This window comes from Enterococcus sp. DA9 (assembly GCF_008000875.1).
Taxonomy (GTDB): domain Bacteria; phylum Bacillota; class Bacilli; order Lactobacillales; family Enterococcaceae; genus Enterococcus_B; species Enterococcus_B lactis.
The window spans coordinates 922,382-939,935 of sequence record NZ_CP042839.1; the positions used below are offsets into that span (position 1 = coordinate 922,382).

General features: G+C 38.6%; 16 protein-coding genes and 3 pseudogenes. 15 read left to right on the top strand and 4 right to left on the bottom strand.

From position 1 onward, the window contains the following. Nucleotides 1-203: 203 nt before the first annotated feature. Genes FTX43_RS05325 through FTX43_RS05345 form a run of 5 tightly spaced genes read left to right on the top strand, consistent with a single transcriptional unit; the run spans nt 204 to nt 6,728 of the window. Nucleotides 204-1,001 (top strand): TIGR00282 family metallophosphoesterase, encoded by a 798-nt coding sequence (locus FTX43_RS05325; protein ID WP_002290518.1) that lies wholly within the window; start codon nt 204-206, stop codon nt 999-1,001. After that, a complete protein-coding gene (locus FTX43_RS05330) occupies nt 976-1,392 on the top strand; it encodes a YlbF family regulator (RefSeq protein WP_002316579.1) in 417 nt (138 codons plus the stop codon). The genes FTX43_RS05325 and FTX43_RS05330 overlap by 26 nt, the downstream gene beginning before the upstream one ends. Beyond that, complete coding sequence (gene mutS / locus FTX43_RS05335; protein ID WP_047929626.1) at nt 1,376-4,021, top strand: DNA mismatch repair protein MutS; 2,646 nt, start codon at nt 1,376-1,378, stop codon at nt 4,019-4,021. Before FTX43_RS05330 ends, mutS begins: the two co-directional genes overlap by 17 nt. Before the next feature lie 17 nt (nt 4,022-4,038). Next, nucleotides 4,039-6,147, top strand: coding sequence for a DNA mismatch repair endonuclease MutL (gene mutL / locus FTX43_RS05340; RefSeq protein WP_002309791.1), 2,109 nt, complete (start codon nt 4,039-4,041; stop codon nt 6,145-6,147). A gap of 20 nt (nt 6,148-6,167) precedes the next feature. Next, entirely contained in the window at nt 6,168-6,728 is a 561-nt protein-coding gene (locus FTX43_RS05345) for a nucleoside triphosphate pyrophosphatase (protein ID WP_002290524.1), read from the top strand. A gap of 84 nt (nt 6,729-6,812) precedes the next feature. Here FTX43_RS05345 and treP read toward each other — a convergent pair whose 3' ends face one another. Next, complete coding sequence (gene treP, locus FTX43_RS05350) at nt 6,813-8,801, bottom strand: PTS system trehalose-specific EIIBC component (protein WP_147606821.1); 1,989 nt, start codon at nt 8,799-8,801, stop codon at nt 6,813-6,815. Between the two features lie 222 nt (nt 8,802-9,023). Between treP and treR the strand changes: the two genes are divergently transcribed. From treR to FTX43_RS05400, 10 genes are all read left to right on the top strand, one after another. After that, nucleotides 9,024-9,737, top strand: coding sequence for a trehalose operon repressor (treR, locus tag FTX43_RS05355; protein ID WP_002309789.1), 714 nt, complete (start codon nt 9,024-9,026; stop codon nt 9,735-9,737). Nucleotides 9,738-9,813: 76 nt separating this feature from the next. Next, nucleotides 9,814-10,260 carry a peptide-methionine (R)-S-oxide reductase MsrB gene (gene msrB, locus FTX43_RS05360; protein WP_002309788.1) on the top strand — a complete coding sequence of 149 codons (447 nt, stop codon included), beginning with the start codon at nt 9,814-9,816 and terminating at the stop codon, nt 10,258-10,260. 168 nt (nt 10,261-10,428) lie between these two features. Then, nucleotides 10,429-11,031 (top strand): Holliday junction branch migration protein RuvA, encoded by a 603-nt coding sequence (ruvA, locus tag FTX43_RS05365; protein WP_002309787.1) that lies wholly within the window; start codon nt 10,429-10,431, stop codon nt 11,029-11,031. 12 nt (nt 11,032-11,043) lie between these two features. Next, a complete protein-coding gene (gene ruvB / locus FTX43_RS05370; protein WP_002345477.1) occupies nt 11,044-12,045 on the top strand; it encodes a Holliday junction branch migration DNA helicase RuvB in 1,002 nt (333 codons plus the stop codon). A gap of 28 nt (nt 12,046-12,073) precedes the next feature. Continuing rightward, complete coding sequence (locus FTX43_RS05375; protein ID WP_002290530.1) at nt 12,074-12,652, top strand: TetR/AcrR family transcriptional regulator; 579 nt, start codon at nt 12,074-12,076, stop codon at nt 12,650-12,652. 52 nt (nt 12,653-12,704) lie between these two features. Then, a complete protein-coding gene (locus FTX43_RS05380; RefSeq protein ID WP_002345476.1) occupies nt 12,705-13,187 on the top strand; it encodes a low molecular weight protein-tyrosine-phosphatase in 483 nt (160 codons plus the stop codon). A 116-nt stretch (nt 13,188-13,303) separates the two neighbouring features. Continuing rightward, nucleotides 13,304-13,678, top strand: coding sequence for a hypothetical protein (locus FTX43_RS05385; RefSeq protein ID WP_002345475.1), 375 nt, complete (start codon nt 13,304-13,306; stop codon nt 13,676-13,678). Between the two features lie 697 nt (nt 13,679-14,375). Continuing rightward, nucleotides 14,376-14,975 carry a hypothetical protein gene (locus FTX43_RS05390; protein WP_147606823.1) on the top strand — a complete coding sequence of 200 codons (600 nt, stop codon included), beginning with the start codon at nt 14,376-14,378 and terminating at the stop codon, nt 14,973-14,975. A gap of 91 nt (nt 14,976-15,066) precedes the next feature. Further along, nucleotides 15,067-15,765, top strand: a complete 699-nt coding sequence (locus FTX43_RS05395; RefSeq protein WP_147606825.1) for a hypothetical protein — start codon at nt 15,067-15,069, stop codon at nt 15,763-15,765. A gap of 168 nt (nt 15,766-15,933) precedes the next feature. Beyond that, complete coding sequence (locus tag FTX43_RS05400) at nt 15,934-16,116, top strand: hypothetical protein (RefSeq protein ID WP_047929631.1); 183 nt, start codon at nt 15,934-15,936, stop codon at nt 16,114-16,116. On the opposite strand, the pseudogene FTX43_RS15135 reads toward FTX43_RS05400, so the two are convergent. From FTX43_RS15135 to FTX43_RS15140, 3 pseudogenes are all read right to left on the bottom strand, one after another. Beyond that, a pseudogene (locus FTX43_RS15135) lies at nt 16,072-16,282 on the bottom strand (hypothetical protein). The gene FTX43_RS05400 and the pseudogene FTX43_RS15135 overlap by 45 nt on opposite strands. Next, nucleotides 16,276-16,390 (bottom strand): annotated as a pseudogene (locus FTX43_RS05410) (PbsX family transcriptional regulator); the annotation flags it as partial. The pseudogenes FTX43_RS05410 and FTX43_RS15135, both read right to left, overlap by 7 nt. Before the next feature lie 338 nt (nt 16,391-16,728). Continuing rightward, nucleotides 16,729-17,211 (bottom strand): annotated as a pseudogene (locus FTX43_RS15140) (transposase); the annotation flags it as partial. Nucleotides 17,212-17,554 lie beyond the last annotated feature (343 nt).

The window sequence follows — 17,554 nt, forward strand, 5'->3', positions numbered from 1 at the left end:
GCTTATTTCTGAAGAAGCAGCAGATGGAACAACGTTTATTCGGGAAATGGGACTGTGACAAGATTTTTGCCACAGTCCCATTTATTTATTTTATTTTTCAAATCTAAGAAATATCAGGAAAGTGTTCCTTTTGTTTGACCTTTTCTTTCTTATTGAAAACAACTATAATATAGAGTGATGTTAAAAGAGAAGAGGAATTTAGTGTGCGGGTATTGTTTATTGGTGATGTAGTAGGTTCAATGGGACGAGAGATGATTACTGAATATCTTCCTAGGTTGAAGAAGAAGTATCGTCCGCAAGTAACGATCGTAAATGGTGAGAATGCCGCTTCTGGACGTGGAATCACAGAAAAAATCTATAAAAAATTTTTGCAAGACGGTGTAGATGTCGTGACGATGGGAAATCATACGTGGGACAACCGCGGGATTTTTGAGTTTGTAAATGAAGCCAAAAAGATGGTTCGGCCGGCAAATTTTCCGGAAGGGACGCCTGGACAAGGGATGGTCTTTGTCAAAGTGAATCAGATCGAATTGGCAGTAATCAACATGCAAGCTCGTTCTTTCATGGTGGACTTGGATGATCCTTTTCGTAAAATGAAGGAACTAGTAGAAGAAGCTAGGAAACGTACGCCAATCATTTTTGTAGATTTTCATGGAGAAACAACAAGTGAAAAACAAGCGATGGGCTGGTTTTTAGATGGGAAAGTTTCAGCAGTGGTCGGTACACATACACATGTCCAGACAAATGATGCGCGAATTTTGCCAAAAGGTACAGCGTATCTGACAGACGTTGGGATGACAGGACCCTACGATGGTATTTTGGGTATGCGCAGAGAACCTGTGATCGAAAAGTTTCTGACCGCATTACCAAAACGTTTTGAAGTTGTCGAACAAGGCCGATCGATTTTAAGCGGCTGTATCTTAGAATTGGATGATACGACAGGTCATGCAAAAGAAATCCAGCTGATTCAAATCAATGAGGATCGACCGTTCATGGAGTAGAAAGAGAGGCAGTTTTTTGCAGCAGGAGCCGGAAATTCAAAAAGAAGTAAGGAAACTGACAAAACTTTTAAGAGAAAATGAAACGATCATTCGCTACAAAGCACTTGAAGAAAAGATCCAGCAAAACCAGTATTTAGCTGAGTTGAGAGAGAAAATCAAACAAGCGCAAAAAGAAGCTGTTCATTTTGCCCACTATGACAAACCAGCAGCAGAACAAGAAGCAATCAAGCGAGCGGATCAATTCATGAAAGAATTTGATCAGCATCCGCTTGTTATAGCTTATAGAAAACAGCTGTTGGAAGCAGATGATCTGCTTCATCATTTAACAACGATGATACAAGAAGACATCAATGGACAAATAGAGGAGGAAAAACATGCCTCAAAAAACTAAAAACACTCCTATGATGGAACAATATCTAAGCATCAAGGCACAATACCAAGATGCTTTTTTGTTCTATCGTTTAGGAGACTTTTATGAATTATTTTATGAAGATGCGATCAAGGCATCACAGCTTTTGGAATTAACGTTGACGAGCAGAAATCGAAATGCAGAAGAACCTATTCCTATGTGCGGTGTACCTCACCATGCAGCACAAGGATATATCGATACCTTGATTGAAAAAGGCTATAAAGTAGCAATTTGCGAGCAGGTAGAAGATCCAAAGACGACTAAAGGGATGGTCAAGCGCGAAGTGATTCAGCTAGTCACTCCTGGTACAGTCATGGACAGCAAAGGATTGTCGGCAAAAGACAACAATTTTTTAACAGCTGTAGTTAGTCAAGGAAATGAATTTGGCTTTGCTTATGCCGATCTAAGTACGGGAGAATTGAAGACGGCTCGGTTGCATGATGAAGAAGCTGTTTTAAATGAAGCCTCTGCATTGCAGACAAAAGAACTCGTATTAGGTAGTGAGATCACTGATACCCTTCGTGAACAGCTAAGCGGGCGTTTAGGGCTAGTCTTTTCTCAACAAAATGAAATGGAAGAAAATGCCGAATTTAGCTTTTTGACAAGTGAACTAGTCGATCCGCTGGAAAAAGAAGCAACTGGTAAACTATTGACTTATTTAGCGGTGACACAAAAGCGGAGTTTAGCTCATATCCAAAAAGCAGTAGAATACCAACCAGATCATTTTTTGAAAATGGATTATTATTCAAAATTCAACCTAGAATTAAGCCAATCTATTCGGACTGGGAAAAAGCACGGCACCCTTCTATGGTTATTAGATGAAACAAAAACAGCAATGGGTGGCCGCTTACTAAAACAATGGCTAGACCGTCCGCTTATCCAGGCAAAACAAATTAAAGCAAGACAAGAAATGGTCGCTTCTTTGCTAGACAGTTATTTTGAACGTATCGATTTGCAGTCAGCATTAACGAAAGTCTATGATCTGGAACGCCTAGCAGGTCGAGTAGCTTTCGGTAATGTCAATGGGCGAGACTTGATCCAGTTGAAAACTTCTTTAGAACAAGTGCCAATGATCAGAGGGTTGATTGAAGGAATTGATCAAGGTCAATGGCAAAGTCTGCTTTCAGAAATGCAACCGATGGACCATCTCGTCCAATTGATTGACCAAGCTATCCAAGATGATCCGCCGTTACAAATAACGGAAGGAAACATCATCAAAGATGGATTCAATGAGCAGCTCGATACGTACCGTTCTGCTATGAGAAACGGAAAGAAGTGGCTAGCAGAACTTGAAGCAAAAGAGCGTCAAGAAACAGGAATCAAGAACTTAAAAATCGGATTTAACCGCGTTTTCGGTTATTATATAGAAATCACAAAAGCAAATCTTGGGAATGCAGAACTGGAGAAGTATGAACGAAAACAAACCTTAGCAAATGCAGAGCGTTTCATCACACCAGAACTAAAAGAATTGGAGACACAAATCCTCGAAGCAGAAGAAAAATCTGTTGATTTAGAATATCAGTTGTTTTTAGCTGTGAGAGAAGAAGTCAAAAAGGCTATCCAACCGCTACAAGTACTTGCAAAAGCAATCAGCGCAGTAGATGTGCTACAAAGTTTTGCAACAATCAGCGAACGCTATCAGTATGTTCGGCCAGAACTTGTCAGTGACAAGCATCAGCTTCTGATCAAAGACGGACGACATCCTGTAGTAGAAAAAGTATTAGGACATCAGGAATATATCCCTAACAGCGTAGAAATGGCAGAAGACGAAATGATTTTGCTGATCACAGGACCGAATATGTCTGGTAAAAGTACGTATATGCGCCAGTTGGCATTAACTGTTCTGATGGCGCAAATGGGCTGTTTCGTTCCGGCAAAACAAGCAATTTTACCTATTTTTGATCGGATTTTTACCCGAATTGGTGCAAGTGACGACTTAATTGCTGGACAAAGTACTTTTATGGTAGAGATGATGGAAGCCAATCAAGCCCTACGTTATGCGACGCCAAACAGTTTAATTTTGTTTGACGAACTCGGGCGAGGAACAGCAACCTATGACGGAATGGCGTTGGCCCAAGCAATCATCGAATATATCCATCGTCATGTACAAGCAAAAACACTCTTTTCTACCCATTATCATGAACTGACGGTACTTGAAAAAGAACTTCCGCAGCTTAAAAATGTCCATGTTGGAGCTGTTGAAAAAGACGGAGAAGTTGTCTTCTTGCATAAAATGATGGATGGACCTGCGGATAGAAGCTATGGTATACATGTGGCAAAAATCGCAGGATTGCCTGCCAATCTACTTGAGCGAGCAGCAGATATCCTGCATACGCTAGAAAATGGCGATAACGGACACCATACTGTTCCAGCTGAAATAGGAGAGAAGACTAAAACAGCCAAACAGGAGCAAATAAAACCACCTGCAGAAAAAGTAAACCAAGACCCTATACAAGACAGTGTCAAAGAAGAAACCCAACAACTTTCTTTATTCGGTGAATTATCCGAAAATGAAACAGAAGTCATTGAATCACTGAAGCAAATAAATTTACTAGAAATGACGCCAATGGATGCACTAAACACATTATATGAATTACAAAAACAACTGTAGGAAGAAGGCGGATATCGATGGCCAAAATCCAAGAATTATCTGAACGTTTAGCTAATCAGATCGCTGCGGGAGAAGTAGTGGAACGACCAGCTTCTGTCGTGAAAGAATTAGTGGAAAATGCAATTGACGCCGGTAGTACTCAGATTGATATCTTAGTTGAAGAAGCGGGACTGCGGACGATCCAAGTGATTGATAACGGAGAAGGCATTTTGGCAGACGACGTAGAGAATGCCTTCAAGCGGCACGCGACAAGTAAGATCCATAATCGTGACGATCTTTTTCGCATACGAACGCTGGGCTTTCGAGGGGAAGCTTTGCCAAGTATTGCCTCTGTTTCTGAGATGATTCTGGAAACGGCGAATCAGGAAGAAAAACAAGGTACTTATCTTTTGCTCAAAGGTGGCGAGGTCATGGAGCATCGGCCAGCACCTCTGCGTCAAGGAACGAAGATTACCGTCAGCAACCTGTTCTTCAATACGCCAGCCCGCTTGAAATACGTGAAAACACTGCATACAGAATTAGCGAACATCGGGGACATCGTCAATCGTCTGGCATTAAGTCATCCAACAATTGCTTTTCGTTTAGTACATGATGGAAACAAAATGTTGGCAACTGCTGGAAATGGCGATCTGAAACAAACGATTGCGGGAATCTACGGATTATCTACCGCTAAAAAAATGTTGAAAATCGAAGGAAAAGATCTAGATTTTGAGTTATTTGGTTATGTTTCATTGCCAGAGGTGACTCGTGCCAGTCGGAATTACTTATCGACGATCATCAATGGACGTTTTATCAAGAATTTTTCCTTAAATAAAGCAATCGTTGCAGGTTATGGATCAAAATTAATGGTTGGCCGTTTTCCTATTGCTATATTGGAAATCAAGATGGACCCGCTTTTAGTCGATGTAAATGTCCATCCGACGAAGCAGGAAGTCCGGTTGTCGAAGGAAAAAGAACTAACAGAGCTAATTAGTAACGCTATTCAAAAAGCATTGTCACAAGAAAACCTGATTCCAAGTGCCGCGGATAATCTACGGTTCAAGAAAAAAGTACCAGATCAGCCTAAAACGGAACAAATCGAAATCGATTTGTCCTATGCTTTTGAAGAAGAAAAACCTAAAAAGCCAAGTAGTTTGAATTTTGACCGAGAGACAGGAACCTTTTTTGTAGAAGAACCAAAGAGCACATTTGTTGACAGATCTGTTGATAAGTCTGTGGAAAATGTTGAAAACTTTTCTGGCTTTTCTGAAGGAAACACTAGTTATCCAGAAAAAACAGCGAAAACGGTGGATAAGTTTGGTGAAAATGTTGATAACTTTGTAGAAAAAACAGTGGAAAAATCTGAAAAGAAAGAAATTCCTACTGTGGATAACACGAAAGAAACAAATAAAGAACAGATAGATATATCCTTAGAAGAGAATGAACAGATTTACGAGGAAGAATTGACACTGCATCCTGAATTTGATTTCACTCACGGAAACGACAAAACATTAGAACAAGCGATCAAGAAACTAGAAACGGAAACACCAGTTCAACGTTTTCCTCAATTGGAATATTTTGGACAGATGCACGGAACGTATCTTTTTGCCCAAAGTAGCGACGGATTGTACATCATCGATCAGCATGCTGCTCAAGAGCGTATCAAATATGAATATTTCCGGGAAAAAATTGGGGAAGTATCTGATGATCTACAAGAATTACTTGTTCCATTTGTGTTGGACTATCCAAACAGTGATGCTTTGAAACTAAAAGAGCAAAAGCATTTGCTAGAAGATGCAGGGATTTATTTAGAAGAATTTGGTCAAAACAGCTTTATTGTACGGGCCCATCCTACTTGGTATCCCAATGGTGAAGAAGAATCGATTATTCGCGAGATGATCGACATGCTATTGACGACAGGAAGTGTGAGCGTAAAAAAATTCCGTGAAGCAACAGCAATCATGATGAGCTGTAAACGATCGATCAAAGCCAACCATTATTTGAATGAAGCACAAGCACGTGTGCTGCTGAAAGATTTAGCACAATGCGAAAATCCATTCAATTGCCCCCATGGCCGCCCAGTATTGATTCACTTTACCAACTCGGATATGGAAAGAATGTTCAAACGGATCCAAGATCCGCATTAAGTCAGAGAGAAGAGGGAAACATGAAGATTATACTAGCGTCCCAATCACCAAGAAGAAAAGAGTTATTGGCTCACATCGTTTCAGAATTCGAGATCGAACCTGCTGATATTGATGAAACGCCATTTCCAGACGAACTGCCAGTCGATTATGTACGCAGAATGGCTGAAGAAAAAGCACGAACTGTTTGGGAACAAAAAGAAAAGAAAGACAGCTTAGTGATTGCTAGCGACACGACTGTTGTTCTCAACCAGGAGATCATGGGTAAACCAGAAGATATGGCTGAGGCTGAAGTCATGTTGAAAAAATTAAGCGGGGAAACACATACTGTATACACAGCAGTTGTTTTAAAAACAAAGGAGCGAGAAGAACGAATACTAGCAGAAGCACATGTCACTTTTTATCCACTGACAGATGAAGAAATCAATCGTTACTTGGAGACGGGAGACTATGCGGATAAAGCAGGGGCATACGGCATCCAAAATGCTGCAAGTGTATTCGTCAAAGAAATTTCTGGAGATTACTACAGTATCGTAGGGTTTCCGATTGGTGCTGTCAATCAGGCACTGAAAACATTCAATTAAACAAAAAAAGCGGACTATCTGATTTTCGATTGAAATCCATGATAGCCCGTCTTTTTTATTGAAAAGATTACTTATCTACTCTGACTAAGATTTTACTTCAGCGTTACCGACTGCTTCGCCTGGGCGAACAAGTCCTGATTGGTCAAGGGATAGACCAGCAACTTTTTCGTTATTAGTTAAAGCAACAATAATGTCAGTTTTCTTACCAGCTTGTTCTATTTCTGGCAATTCCATTTCAGCAATCAGAGTTTCTGGTGTGACAAGATCTCCTTCTTTCACGAGTACAGTGAAAGGAACGCCTTTTAGTTCAACGGTATCTAATCCCATGTGAACGAGTACTTCCAGCCCCTCATCAGAAAGAATACCAATGGCATGTTTTGTTTCAAAAACACTCGTCACTTTACCATTTACTGGTGCATAGACTTTGCCGTTTGACGGTTCGACAGCATAACCGTCACCCATCATTTTTTGTGAGAAAACTGGGTCATTTACTTCAGTAATTTCCTTGATGTTCCCAGCAGCCACTGCGAATAATGTTTCTTTTGTTGCAACTGCCGTACCAGTTGCTGAAACAGGTTCGAAAGACTGTGGCATTGCTGTTGCACCATTCGCTGTTTGAAGCTGTACATCAGCAGCATTTTCAGGAACAGCAGGATCAATCTTATTCAAGATTCCCTGACGTCTAAAGACGATCGTCAAGCCAAATGGAATGATGATAGCGATAATCATTGCGATGATGAAAGGTACCCATGTTTCTGCTTGGATAGCTAGTATTCCTGGTAACCCACCTACTCCGATCGCGTTTGCTCGAACATCCATCAAGTTGGCAAACATGCCAGCTAATCCAGAACCGACCATTGCTGCGACGAAAGGATAGACGTATTTCAAATTGATCCCGAACATAGCAGGTTCAGTTACGCCTAAGTAACAAGAAATCATTGCTGGAATCGAGATTTGTTCTTCTTTTTTGTTTCCACGATGCAAGAAGACGATGGCTAAGACTGCAGAGCCTTGGGCGATATTTGATAAAGCAATCATCGGCCATAAATTCGTTGATCCGAAATCTGCAATCAGCTGCATATCAATCGCATTGGTCATATGGTGGAGACCAGTAATTACTAAAGGTGCATACAGGAACCCGAATACAGCACTAAACAACCAGCTGATAGAAGACGTCAACCCGGTATTTACGATAGTTGAAATCCAGCTTCCGACTGTCCAACCGATAGGACCTAAAATAACGTGAGCAGCTAAAACAGTTGGTAACAATGAAAACAATGGAACAAAGATCATTGAAATCGACTGAGGGATATATTTGCGGAAGAAGATCTCTAGATACGCTAACATAAACCCTGCCAGCATAGCTGGAATAACTTGTGCTTGATAACCGATCATTTGGACTTGAGCAAAACCAAAATCCCAAAATGGAATATCTGCTGTAGCTGTGGAAGCTACACTATAAGCATTTAATAATTGCGGAGAAACTAATGTAATTCCTAAAACGATTCCTAATATTTGTGTAGTACCCATCTTTTTCGCAATACTCCAAGTGATACCTACTGGAAGAAAATGGAAAATTGCTTCACCTGGCAGCCATAAAAAGGCATTGACGCCATTCCAAAATTGCGAGTGTTCAACGATCGTTCCACCAAGACTTTCAAACTGGATACCTTCAAGTACATTTCTGAAACCAAGGATCAATCCGCCGACGATAATTGCAGGAATCAGTGGTGTAAAGATTTCTGCCAAGACGGCAATGGCGCGTTGTACGGGATGAAGGTTTTGTTTTGCTGCTGCTTTTCCTTGTTCTTTAGAAACCCCTTCAACTCCGGATACTGCAACGAAGTCGTTATAAAAAGTAGAAACATCATTTCCTATGATGACTTGGAACTGCCCAGCATTCGTGAACATCCCTTTCACACTAGGAATATCTTCGATTGCTTTTTGATCTGCTTTTCCAAGATCATTTAGGACAAAACGCATACGAGTTGCACAATGACTAACTGCAGCAATATTTTCTTTTCCGCCGATATCATGTAGCAGTTTCTCGGCATCTGCTTGATACTTTGCCATATCAATAAACCCCTTTCTTTTAACTTGTCTATGCAAGTTGCTTCTTTGTTTACTATACTTTTTTTCGGGAAGAATTGCAAGCGTTTTATTCAGAAACGTCCAGAAAAATGATATCGTTTTAAAAAGCATAAAATAAGCTTTTCTTAAAAAGAGGAACATTGAAATACAAAAAGAGCTGTAGTATAGTGAAGAAATGATGGAAGAACGAGTGAGGGAAAAAACATGAACAAGTTCAATGAAATTTTTTTAGATTTGGAACAGAAAATTTTAGCGAAAGAATATCCTCCGCATTCGCTTTTGCCTAGTGAGAACCAATTGATCAAAATCTACGGTGTTTCACGAGAAACAATTAGAAAAGCACTGAATCTTTTGACGACGGAAGGATATATTCAAAAAAAACAAGGAAAAGGGTCGATCGTACTAGATCGAAACCGCTTTGATTTTCCTATTTCTGGGCTGACAAGCTATAAAGAGCTACAGGAAACCCAACGTATTCCAAGTGAAACGATCGTTCATACGTTAGAAGAAACAGAAGTAACAAAATCACTGAATGAGATTACTGGCTGGGAGATTGGTGCACCTGTCTGGCATTTGATACGCGAAAGAAAAATCGATGGTGAAGTGGTTATATTAGATACTGATTATCTATTAAAGGAGATCGTTCCTCATTTAACCCCAGTACAAGCACAAGGGTCGATCTATGAATATTTTGAAAATGAGCTTTCTTTAACGATTGCTTACGCACAAAAGGAAATCACAGTAGAAGAAGTAACAGATATCATGAAAACAACGATGGATCTTCACGATGACACTTACGCAGTAGTCGTCAGAAGTCTTGTTCATTTGGAAGATACCCGCTGTTTTGAGTATTCTGAGTCGGTACACCGATTAGATAAATTCCGTTTTGTTGAGTTTGCCCGGCGCCGAAAAGTGTAAATGATTCGAAAGAAAGCAAATTGTTGGCATCTGTCTGCTTTGGCGCTATGATAGGAACACAAAGGGGGCATTTTTAATGGATAAACCAACAAGACCAGAAAAAGAAGAACTGAAAGAAAAATTATCACCGATGGCTTATGCAGTCACACAAGAAAATGCAACAGAACGTCCATTTACCGGAAAATACGATGATTTTTACGAAAAAGGGATCTACGTCGATATCGTCAGCGGCGAACCGTTATTTAGCTCTGCGGAAAAATATGACGCTGGTTGTGGCTGGCCATCATTCAGCAAACCAATAGCGAAAAGACAAGTACGTGAAAAAGCCGATTTTTCTCATGGCATGCATCGAATAGAAGTCCGAAGCAAAGAAGCAAACTCTCATCTCGGACATGTATTTACCGATGGCCCAGTAGATAAAGGCGGTCTGCGTTACTGCATCAATTCTGCCTCACTAAAATTCATTCCCTATGAAAAGATGGATGAACTCGGTTATGGCGAATACAAATCACTGGTAGAATAATGAAAATACAAAAAGAGCGGTACAATACGGGGATTCACTCGATCGTCCGCTCTTTTTTATTCAAGCGATTGCTATTTGAAAGAAACGCTCCCCAGACTCCTTTTTTCACAAGGTGAAATGTGCTACAATAAAGGGAACGTATGTGTGCAAAAGAAAGAGGACTAGAATATGTATGAATATCTGACAGGTGTGGTTACCTTTATCAACCCCTATTACATAGTAGTAGAAACCAATGGTATCGGCTACCAGATCGCACTAGGAAATCCTTACCGCTACAGCAGCAAACTAAATCAAAAAATAAAAATTTATGTCCATCAGGTGATCCGCGAAGATGCACATCTTTTGTATGGATTTGATTCTTTAGAAGAAAAACAACTGTTTTTGCGATTAGTCAGTGTTTCAGGAATCGGTCCAAAAAGTGCTCTTGCGATCATGGCAAGTGAAGACCACTCCGGTTTGATCCAAGCAGTGGAATCCAGTGATGTCACTTATTTGACAAAATTTCCAGGGGTAGGGAAGAAGACGGCGCAACAAATGATCTTGGATCTAAAAGGAAAATTTGGTGAGCTGAGTATCGATACGCCCTTCAGTCTATTCGATGAAGCAACTACAAAAGACGCTACCGCTCTATCTGAAGCAATGGAGGCTCTCTCAGCTCTTGGTTACAGTGATAGAGAAATCAAACGTGTAGAAAAACAATTAAAAGAAGTCGATAATCAGACAACGGATGAGTATTTACGCCAAGCACTCAAGCTGATGATGAAAAAATAAGGAGGAGACCAAATGACAGATGAATACTTGTTATCACCAGAAACTGGCGAAAATGAACTGAGTTTGGAAAAATCTCTTCGTCCGCAGTTGCTTTCTCAGTATATCGGGCAGAGAAAAGTCAAACAAGAGCTTCAGATCTACATCGAAGCTGCCAGAAATCGGGAAGAACCATTAGATCATGTTCTGTTGTATGGGCCTCCTGGATTAGGGAAAACGACGATGGCTATGGTCATTGCTAATGAGATGAACGTGAACATTCGTACGACAAGCGGCCCCGCTATCGAACGTCCGGGTGATTTAGTAGCGATCTTAAATGAACTGGAAGCAGGGGATGTCCTATTTATCGATGAGATCCATCGATTGCCTAGAGTAGTAGAAGAGATGCTTTATTCGGCCATGGAAGATTTTTATGTAGACATCATGGTAGGACAAGGACCAACCGCACATCCGGTCCATTTTCCTCTTCCTCCCTTTACTTTGATTGGGGCGACGACGCGAGCAGGTATGCTTTCTGCACCTTTACGCGATCGATTTGGCATCATTTCACATATGGAATATTATGACGAACAGGATCTGCAGGAGATCGTTTTACGTTCTTCGGATATTTTTCAAACAGAGATCATTCAAGAAGGGGCATTGGAAATTGCTCGCCGATCGCGAGGAACGCCTAGAATCGCGAATCGCTTACTCAAACGGGTTCGTGATTTTGCGCAAGTTCAAGGAGACGGGAAAATCGATCGTCCTATAGCAGATCAGGCTCTTACTTTGCTACAAGTCGATCAAGCTGGTTTGGATTATGTTGACCAGAAATTGTTACGGACGATGATCGAATTATATGGCGGCGGACCCGTAGGATTAAGCACGCTTTCCGTAAATATAGGAGAAGAACGAGAAACAGTCGAAGATATGTATGAACCGTACTTGATCCAAAAAGGATTTTTAAAGCGTACACCTAGAGGGCGAATGGCTACGGCTTATGCTTATGAACATTTCGGATACGACTATCATATGTGATTTTTGCTTTTAGATTGGAGGAAAATGAATGAGTGATACAACACGTACGAAACAATTGATCAAAAACGTATTGATTGATTTGTGCCAAACACAATCTTTTCGAAAAATCAGCGTCCAAAAAATCGCAAATGAAGCAAAAATCAATCGTCAAACATTTTATTATCATTTTACAGATAAATACGATTTGCTTCGTTGGGTCTATTGTGAGGATGCCTTGCATTATTTAGACCCGCAATGTCTTACTCTTGATAATTGGGAAGAGCAAGCATTGAAAATGCTGAAAGCAATTGCTGAAAAGAAAGAGTTTTACGCAAATACTGTGCTTTCTGACCAAGAAATTTTACAAAAAGAATTCTCTCAACTAATCCAAAAATCTTTTATCAAGATTTTTGAGCAAATGGATGAAGAAAGACAGCTTTCTGCAAAAGATAAACTATTTTATGCTCGTTTTTTTTCTTACGGTTGCAGCGGCGTGTTAGTCAATTGGATCACGAATGAATATGAAGAAACACCGATGGAAATCGCTATGCAGCTTTTCCGTTTAGCTAAGGATACGGAGTTATACTCTTATCGTCTTTATGCAAAAGAAGAGTTGGAAGAACAGTAATAGAAATAATCTTTCGTTGAAAAAGCCATGATCGTTAAAAGGAGATGGGAAAATGACAAAAATTTTATTTGTTTGTTTGGGAAATATTTGCCGTTCACCAATGGCAGAAGGCTTGTTGAAGAAACGAGTAGCATCAGAAGGAAAGGAAGCAGAGTTTTTTGTGGATTCTGCTGCTACAAGTACGTATGAAGTTGGAAAGACACCGCACCCTGGAACGAAAAAAATATTAAACCAAGAAAATGTAGATATGACGAATATGGTTGCTCGTCAAATCACACCCCACGATTTTGAAACTTTTGATTGGATCATTGGCATGGATCAAGAAAATGTAGAAGAACTGAAAAGAAGAGCACCACGCTCAGCACAGGAAAAAATCCATTTGTTTTTAAGTAGCATCCCTGGAAAAGAAAAAGAAAATGTTCCCGATCCATACTATACCAATAACTTTGATGAGACATATCAATTGATCACAGAAGGGTTAGATCATTGGTGGAACATTTGGATGGATGAAAATAAAATAACAAACAGTTTATAAGATTAGCGCTTTCTTTTTTTAGAGACGTTAGAGCATTTCCTTGTTTTTTTGTAAAATGTTAGGTAAAATAAGATTAATTAAGTAACACTTTCTTAGCTAAAGGAGGAGTGCATTCGATGAACGAAGAGACAGTATCACCAATGAAGAAGCTTACGAAGTTAGTTACTCATACCTCGTATCAACTTTTTGATTCTTTTGTAAATGACACTGAAGAACATGCTAAGAATGTACGATTGCAAGGAAAGTTTATTCTTGAGCTGCAAAAAGCTGCGACTGAACATAGTTTAGTTATCTTACAAGTAAGAGCGAATCGTTTGAGTAGCAAGTATGAAACGATCTCAGGTTGGGTGGCGACAAAAACGGTCGAAAAAAACCGAGTAATGATCCGCCTACAAAACGAAGAGCAGCAGATCCGCATGGTTCCCGTAGAACAAATGGAAAAAATAACAATTCTTTCGCCAGCAGGAGAACAGGAACGGTTATCAAAATAATTTATACCAGATAGAAAAGCACGTATGAGCTTGTACCATCAATCATTACTAATCAAAAATAACCGAATGCTTTAAGCGGATATCGATAAAACGAAACGTTTTACGATGAGTATCACAGCATGACAGCATTCGGTTGATTAGTTGAATCGATTGTATGGGACAAGTTTTTTTGATAAAAAAAGGTCCTGCTAGCCGGGGAGCTAGCAGGATAAGGAGTTAAAAATGAAAAAGTGTTGTTAGGGTTGTTTGTTGGTATGCTTATATAATAGTCATTAGTTGTGAATATTTTGTGACGAAAGTTTTCGAAAGTTGTTAAGTTTTTTTGCGAAATTTATTTTTATATCATGTATTTGTCTAAAATTTTATACTATAAAAAGATACGTTGTGCAATCAGCTACCCTTTGGTATTAGTGCAAAAAACGGTAAAATAGCTCCTTATATTTTGCTGTTTTGCTTTTCTAATACTTAAGCCAAGGCGCTGATTTCACAACCTTTTTTTACAAATCAAGCGATTCCCATGAGTCAAGAACTATCTTTTCTTCAAAAAGAAATAATAGGAATAGAAGCCTTGATAGTTGCGATAAAATAAAAATGGATAGATAAAATTCGAGAGAAACATGTATTGACGTAGCAGATGAAAGGGTCAGATTTGTTAGTGTATCAGGAGTGCCGTTAGAAGAACAAAAGGAGAGAAAAGATGGAATTATTAGAAAAAGAAAGTATTGATTTTTATTTGGAGCGTGATTGGACCGTGTTACGGTATGCTTTTTTCAAAGAAGAAGAGTATGACGGGCTAAATAGTCATCAGGAGGCAGTTTTAGAATTTCTCAATTACTCAAATAGATTGTGTGTTGCCAGGTCATGGCGGATTAGCGAAAGGCTTCTCGTAGTTTCTAAAAAAATATATGCACAAAAACTTTACGAATTCAGAGAAGAAAAAATCAACTATACGGATATCCGATTTTTTAACAAGATGAAAGAGTATCCTATTTATGTGAATAAAGAAATGATGAAGGCGGAAAGAATCACGCCTGAATCATTCTGGGCTGAGGATAGTATCTATCGGACTTCTTTTCTTGATGCGCCTCAAGGAGCGGCAGGAACGGAAGAAGAATTTAACCAGTTGAATGATCGTCTTTTCCCAGATAAAGATCATCTGCATATTTACCTTTGGAATAATGAATTTACGAATTATTATAATAATGGTCGTTATTGGGATGGCGCTTATGTGTGGTCAGTGTATGACGAAAAAAGAAAGCGATTTACTGTTTTTGATGCTATATTGGTATTGGATTGAATTACTTCATAATAGTGAGATAGCGAGAATCTACATCTTTAAAATCCTCATGTAATGAAACGAGAGGTAGTAAAAATCGGAGGAGGACAAAATGAAACTTTTGAAGGAGGTAACAGATCAATTATACAAGAAGTATATTCTAGATTTAGATTATGTTATTTTATCTGTATCAGATTATCAAGGATTAGATAGCCATCAAGAAGCTGCAATCATATTACTGAAATATGTAAATAATGAATGGTATAAAGGTGTTAGAGGGACAAAAACTATACGTAAACCTACGCCGTTTGTAGAGTTCATATTCCAAAAATGGTTACAGCAAAAAATGAAAGGTAAACCATCGGGTATGACTTTTCGTGAATATTTTCGTGAGCGTCGGAGTTTAAAAAGAACTGTAGATAACTATTGGCGAACGGAGAAGCCGATAAAAATGAGATTAGTACATACCGACTGGATATCTTTTGATCATGTGGCTGGTTACCCAATTTATTTGAATAAAGAGCGAATGATTCCATTGCCCATCGATTTTGAAGAAATGCTTCAGCCAGAAAGTCTTTATGAAAAGGTTTTTTTTGAAACGCCTTATGGACTTTATGTAACAAAAGAAGAATATTTAGAGCTGAATAATTATTTGTTCCCTAATAAAAAGAACTTAGTAGCCTATAGCTGGAATGACAGTTGGTCTAGTTATTTCACACCTGGGAGAGGATGCCGTGGAGCGCATATGTGGACGATTTATGACTCTTTAGAAAAGAGGATGGTTGCCATTGGTACTTCAACGACGGATTAGTTTATATTTGTAAGAGTTAGCTAATATTACTGAATATAAAATGTATCAAAATAAAAAACCCGCGTTGCGGGTTTTTTGTAGACTGTAGACAAAGAAAAAAATTTCTTTGTTCTACAGTTTTTTTGTTACAATTAAAGAAAACGTTTGCTTTTAGAGGAGGAATGTATAATGATGTCCAAACAAACAATGGATAGTCGGATGGAAGAAGCCAAAATTTCGCTAGATGCACTTGTTCCTAAAAATCATTTGGTCCGTAAAATTGATAAATCATTGTCATTTGATTTTATTTATCCAGCTGTCTTCTTTTTATTGGCTTACTTTTTGAAATACTGTTATAACTTTCACAAATAACTTCTCAACCAAACTCTCATGCACTCTTTCCAAAAAAATATACGCTCTGACTTTCATAATCAATTGTCGTTAGTTGATCTAACAGTAATTTTCCTGTTTGTTCATGTCCAAATTGAGGAACTGTATTCAATAATAGATTATCACCTTGTCTAGGTTTTCTCACCATTTTTCATTACCTATAGCTTCACCTAAATTTTTGAATTACCATGTGATTTCTTTCGTCAGTGTAATTTTCAAATAACTGTTCAATCGTTAGCTCATTTTCTAAATTTACTACGAGTATTGTGCCCTGTTTAATTTGATTTATTAATAAAATTTAGTTAATAGAGTGATAGAAAAAAGCTTCTTACAAACCGATTTCTCCCTTAAATCCTCATTATACAATGATTCTTTCTAATCGACTTGAGGAACTATATCCATTGGAATAGAATAAACTACATCAAATATACTGATAAATTTTCTTGATAGAAATATATTAGTGATGTTAGTATCATATCTTAAACATCTTTTCGTAAAGACAGAAATAAATTAAACTTATCTACGAGAAGATGTTGTAAACGGCCAAGTTAAAATGTAGAAAAGGGGGTGCGGACGTTTTCTTGCACCTTTATTCTATAAAATACCTAACTGTTTACGATAATCTATCGAGCTAAGTCCAACCAGCGAGCATTTGATTTGTTTCTGATTGTACCAAAGAATATACTCGTCTAACTCAGCGATGAATTGATCAATAGAGACCAATTTCCAATCATGACCATAAAAAAATTCATTTTTAAGACGACCCAAAAATCCTTCACAGGCTGAATTGTCTGGAGAATATTCTTTCTTTGACATTGAACGAATTAAATTGCCTTGTTTCATTCGTTCAATCCATCCTGGCCAGCGATAATGTGCCCCACGATCAGAATGAACAATAGGAGAGTTCCCTGGACTCAAAGTAGCCACGGCGTTGTCTAACATAGAATTGACCATTTCAGCATTCGGTTTTGTACTTATAGTCCAACTGATAACCGCACCGTCAAAACAGTCGATTATAGGTGACAGATACACTTTTCCTGAAGGAATGTATTGTTTATTTTTCTCTGTAGATAATTTATTTCTAGCTAAGTAATATAATGAATAAAAAATAGAGATCAAAAACTTAAAAGTTTTTGACCCAATAAATTTTTCAAGCGACTCTATCTTGCACAGTCTAGTTGACCTTTAATACAGTCTATATTTGTAGAGAATCAAAAAGCCCAACAAGGCATGCTCCGTTGACCTTTAAAAAAGTAACTTTCTGACCTAATTAATTGTGCTACTAAAAGAGCTATGAAATGAGAAATAAAAAAGGGGGCAAAAACTTTTAAGTTTCTGACCCTTTTGATTTATTTCTTTTACTTACTTCTTAAAACTATCTAAAATCATTTTTTTTACTTAGATGTCGCTCATTTAATGT

Excerpts from the sequence above, each read along its gene's own strand:
- FTX43_RS05400 (WP_047929631.1), top strand. The coding sequence starts at position 15,934 with ATGATGTCCAAACAAACAATGGATAGTCGGATGGAAGAAGCCAAAATT.
- FTX43_RS05390 (WP_147606823.1), top strand. The coding sequence starts at position 14,376 with ATGGAATTATTAGAAAAAGAAAGTATTGATTTTTATTTGGAGCGTGAT.
- mutL (WP_002309791.1), top strand. The coding sequence starts at position 4,039 with ATGGCCAAAATCCAAGAATTATCTGAACGTTTAGCTAATCAGATCGCT.
- FTX43_RS05375 (WP_002290530.1), top strand. The coding sequence starts at position 12,074 with ATGAGTGATACAACACGTACGAAACAATTGATCAAAAACGTATTGATT.
- FTX43_RS05385 (WP_002345475.1), top strand. The coding sequence starts at position 13,304 with ATGAACGAAGAGACAGTATCACCAATGAAGAAGCTTACGAAGTTAGTT.
- FTX43_RS05345 (WP_002290524.1), top strand. The coding sequence starts at position 6,168 with ATGAAGATTATACTAGCGTCCCAATCACCAAGAAGAAAAGAGTTATTG.
- treR (WP_002309789.1), top strand. The coding sequence starts at position 9,024 with ATGAACAAGTTCAATGAAATTTTTTTAGATTTGGAACAGAAAATTTTA.
- mutS (WP_047929626.1), top strand. The coding sequence starts at position 1,376 with ATGCCTCAAAAAACTAAAAACACTCCTATGATGGAACAATATCTAAGC.
- ruvB (WP_002345477.1), top strand. The coding sequence starts at position 11,044 with ATGACAGATGAATACTTGTTATCACCAGAAACTGGCGAAAATGAACTG.
- treP (WP_147606821.1), bottom strand. The coding sequence starts at position 8,801 with ATGGCAAAGTATCAAGCAGATGCCGAGAAACTGCTACATGATATCGGC.
- FTX43_RS05395 (WP_147606825.1), top strand. The coding sequence starts at position 15,067 with ATGAAACTTTTGAAGGAGGTAACAGATCAATTATACAAGAAGTATATT.
- ruvA (WP_002309787.1), top strand. The coding sequence starts at position 10,429 with ATGTATGAATATCTGACAGGTGTGGTTACCTTTATCAACCCCTATTAC.
- msrB (WP_002309788.1), top strand. The coding sequence starts at position 9,814 with ATGGATAAACCAACAAGACCAGAAAAAGAAGAACTGAAAGAAAAATTA.
- FTX43_RS05330 (WP_002316579.1), top strand. The coding sequence starts at position 976 with ATGAGGATCGACCGTTCATGGAGTAGAAAGAGAGGCAGTTTTTTGCAG.
- FTX43_RS05380 (WP_002345476.1), top strand. The coding sequence starts at position 12,705 with ATGACAAAAATTTTATTTGTTTGTTTGGGAAATATTTGCCGTTCACCA.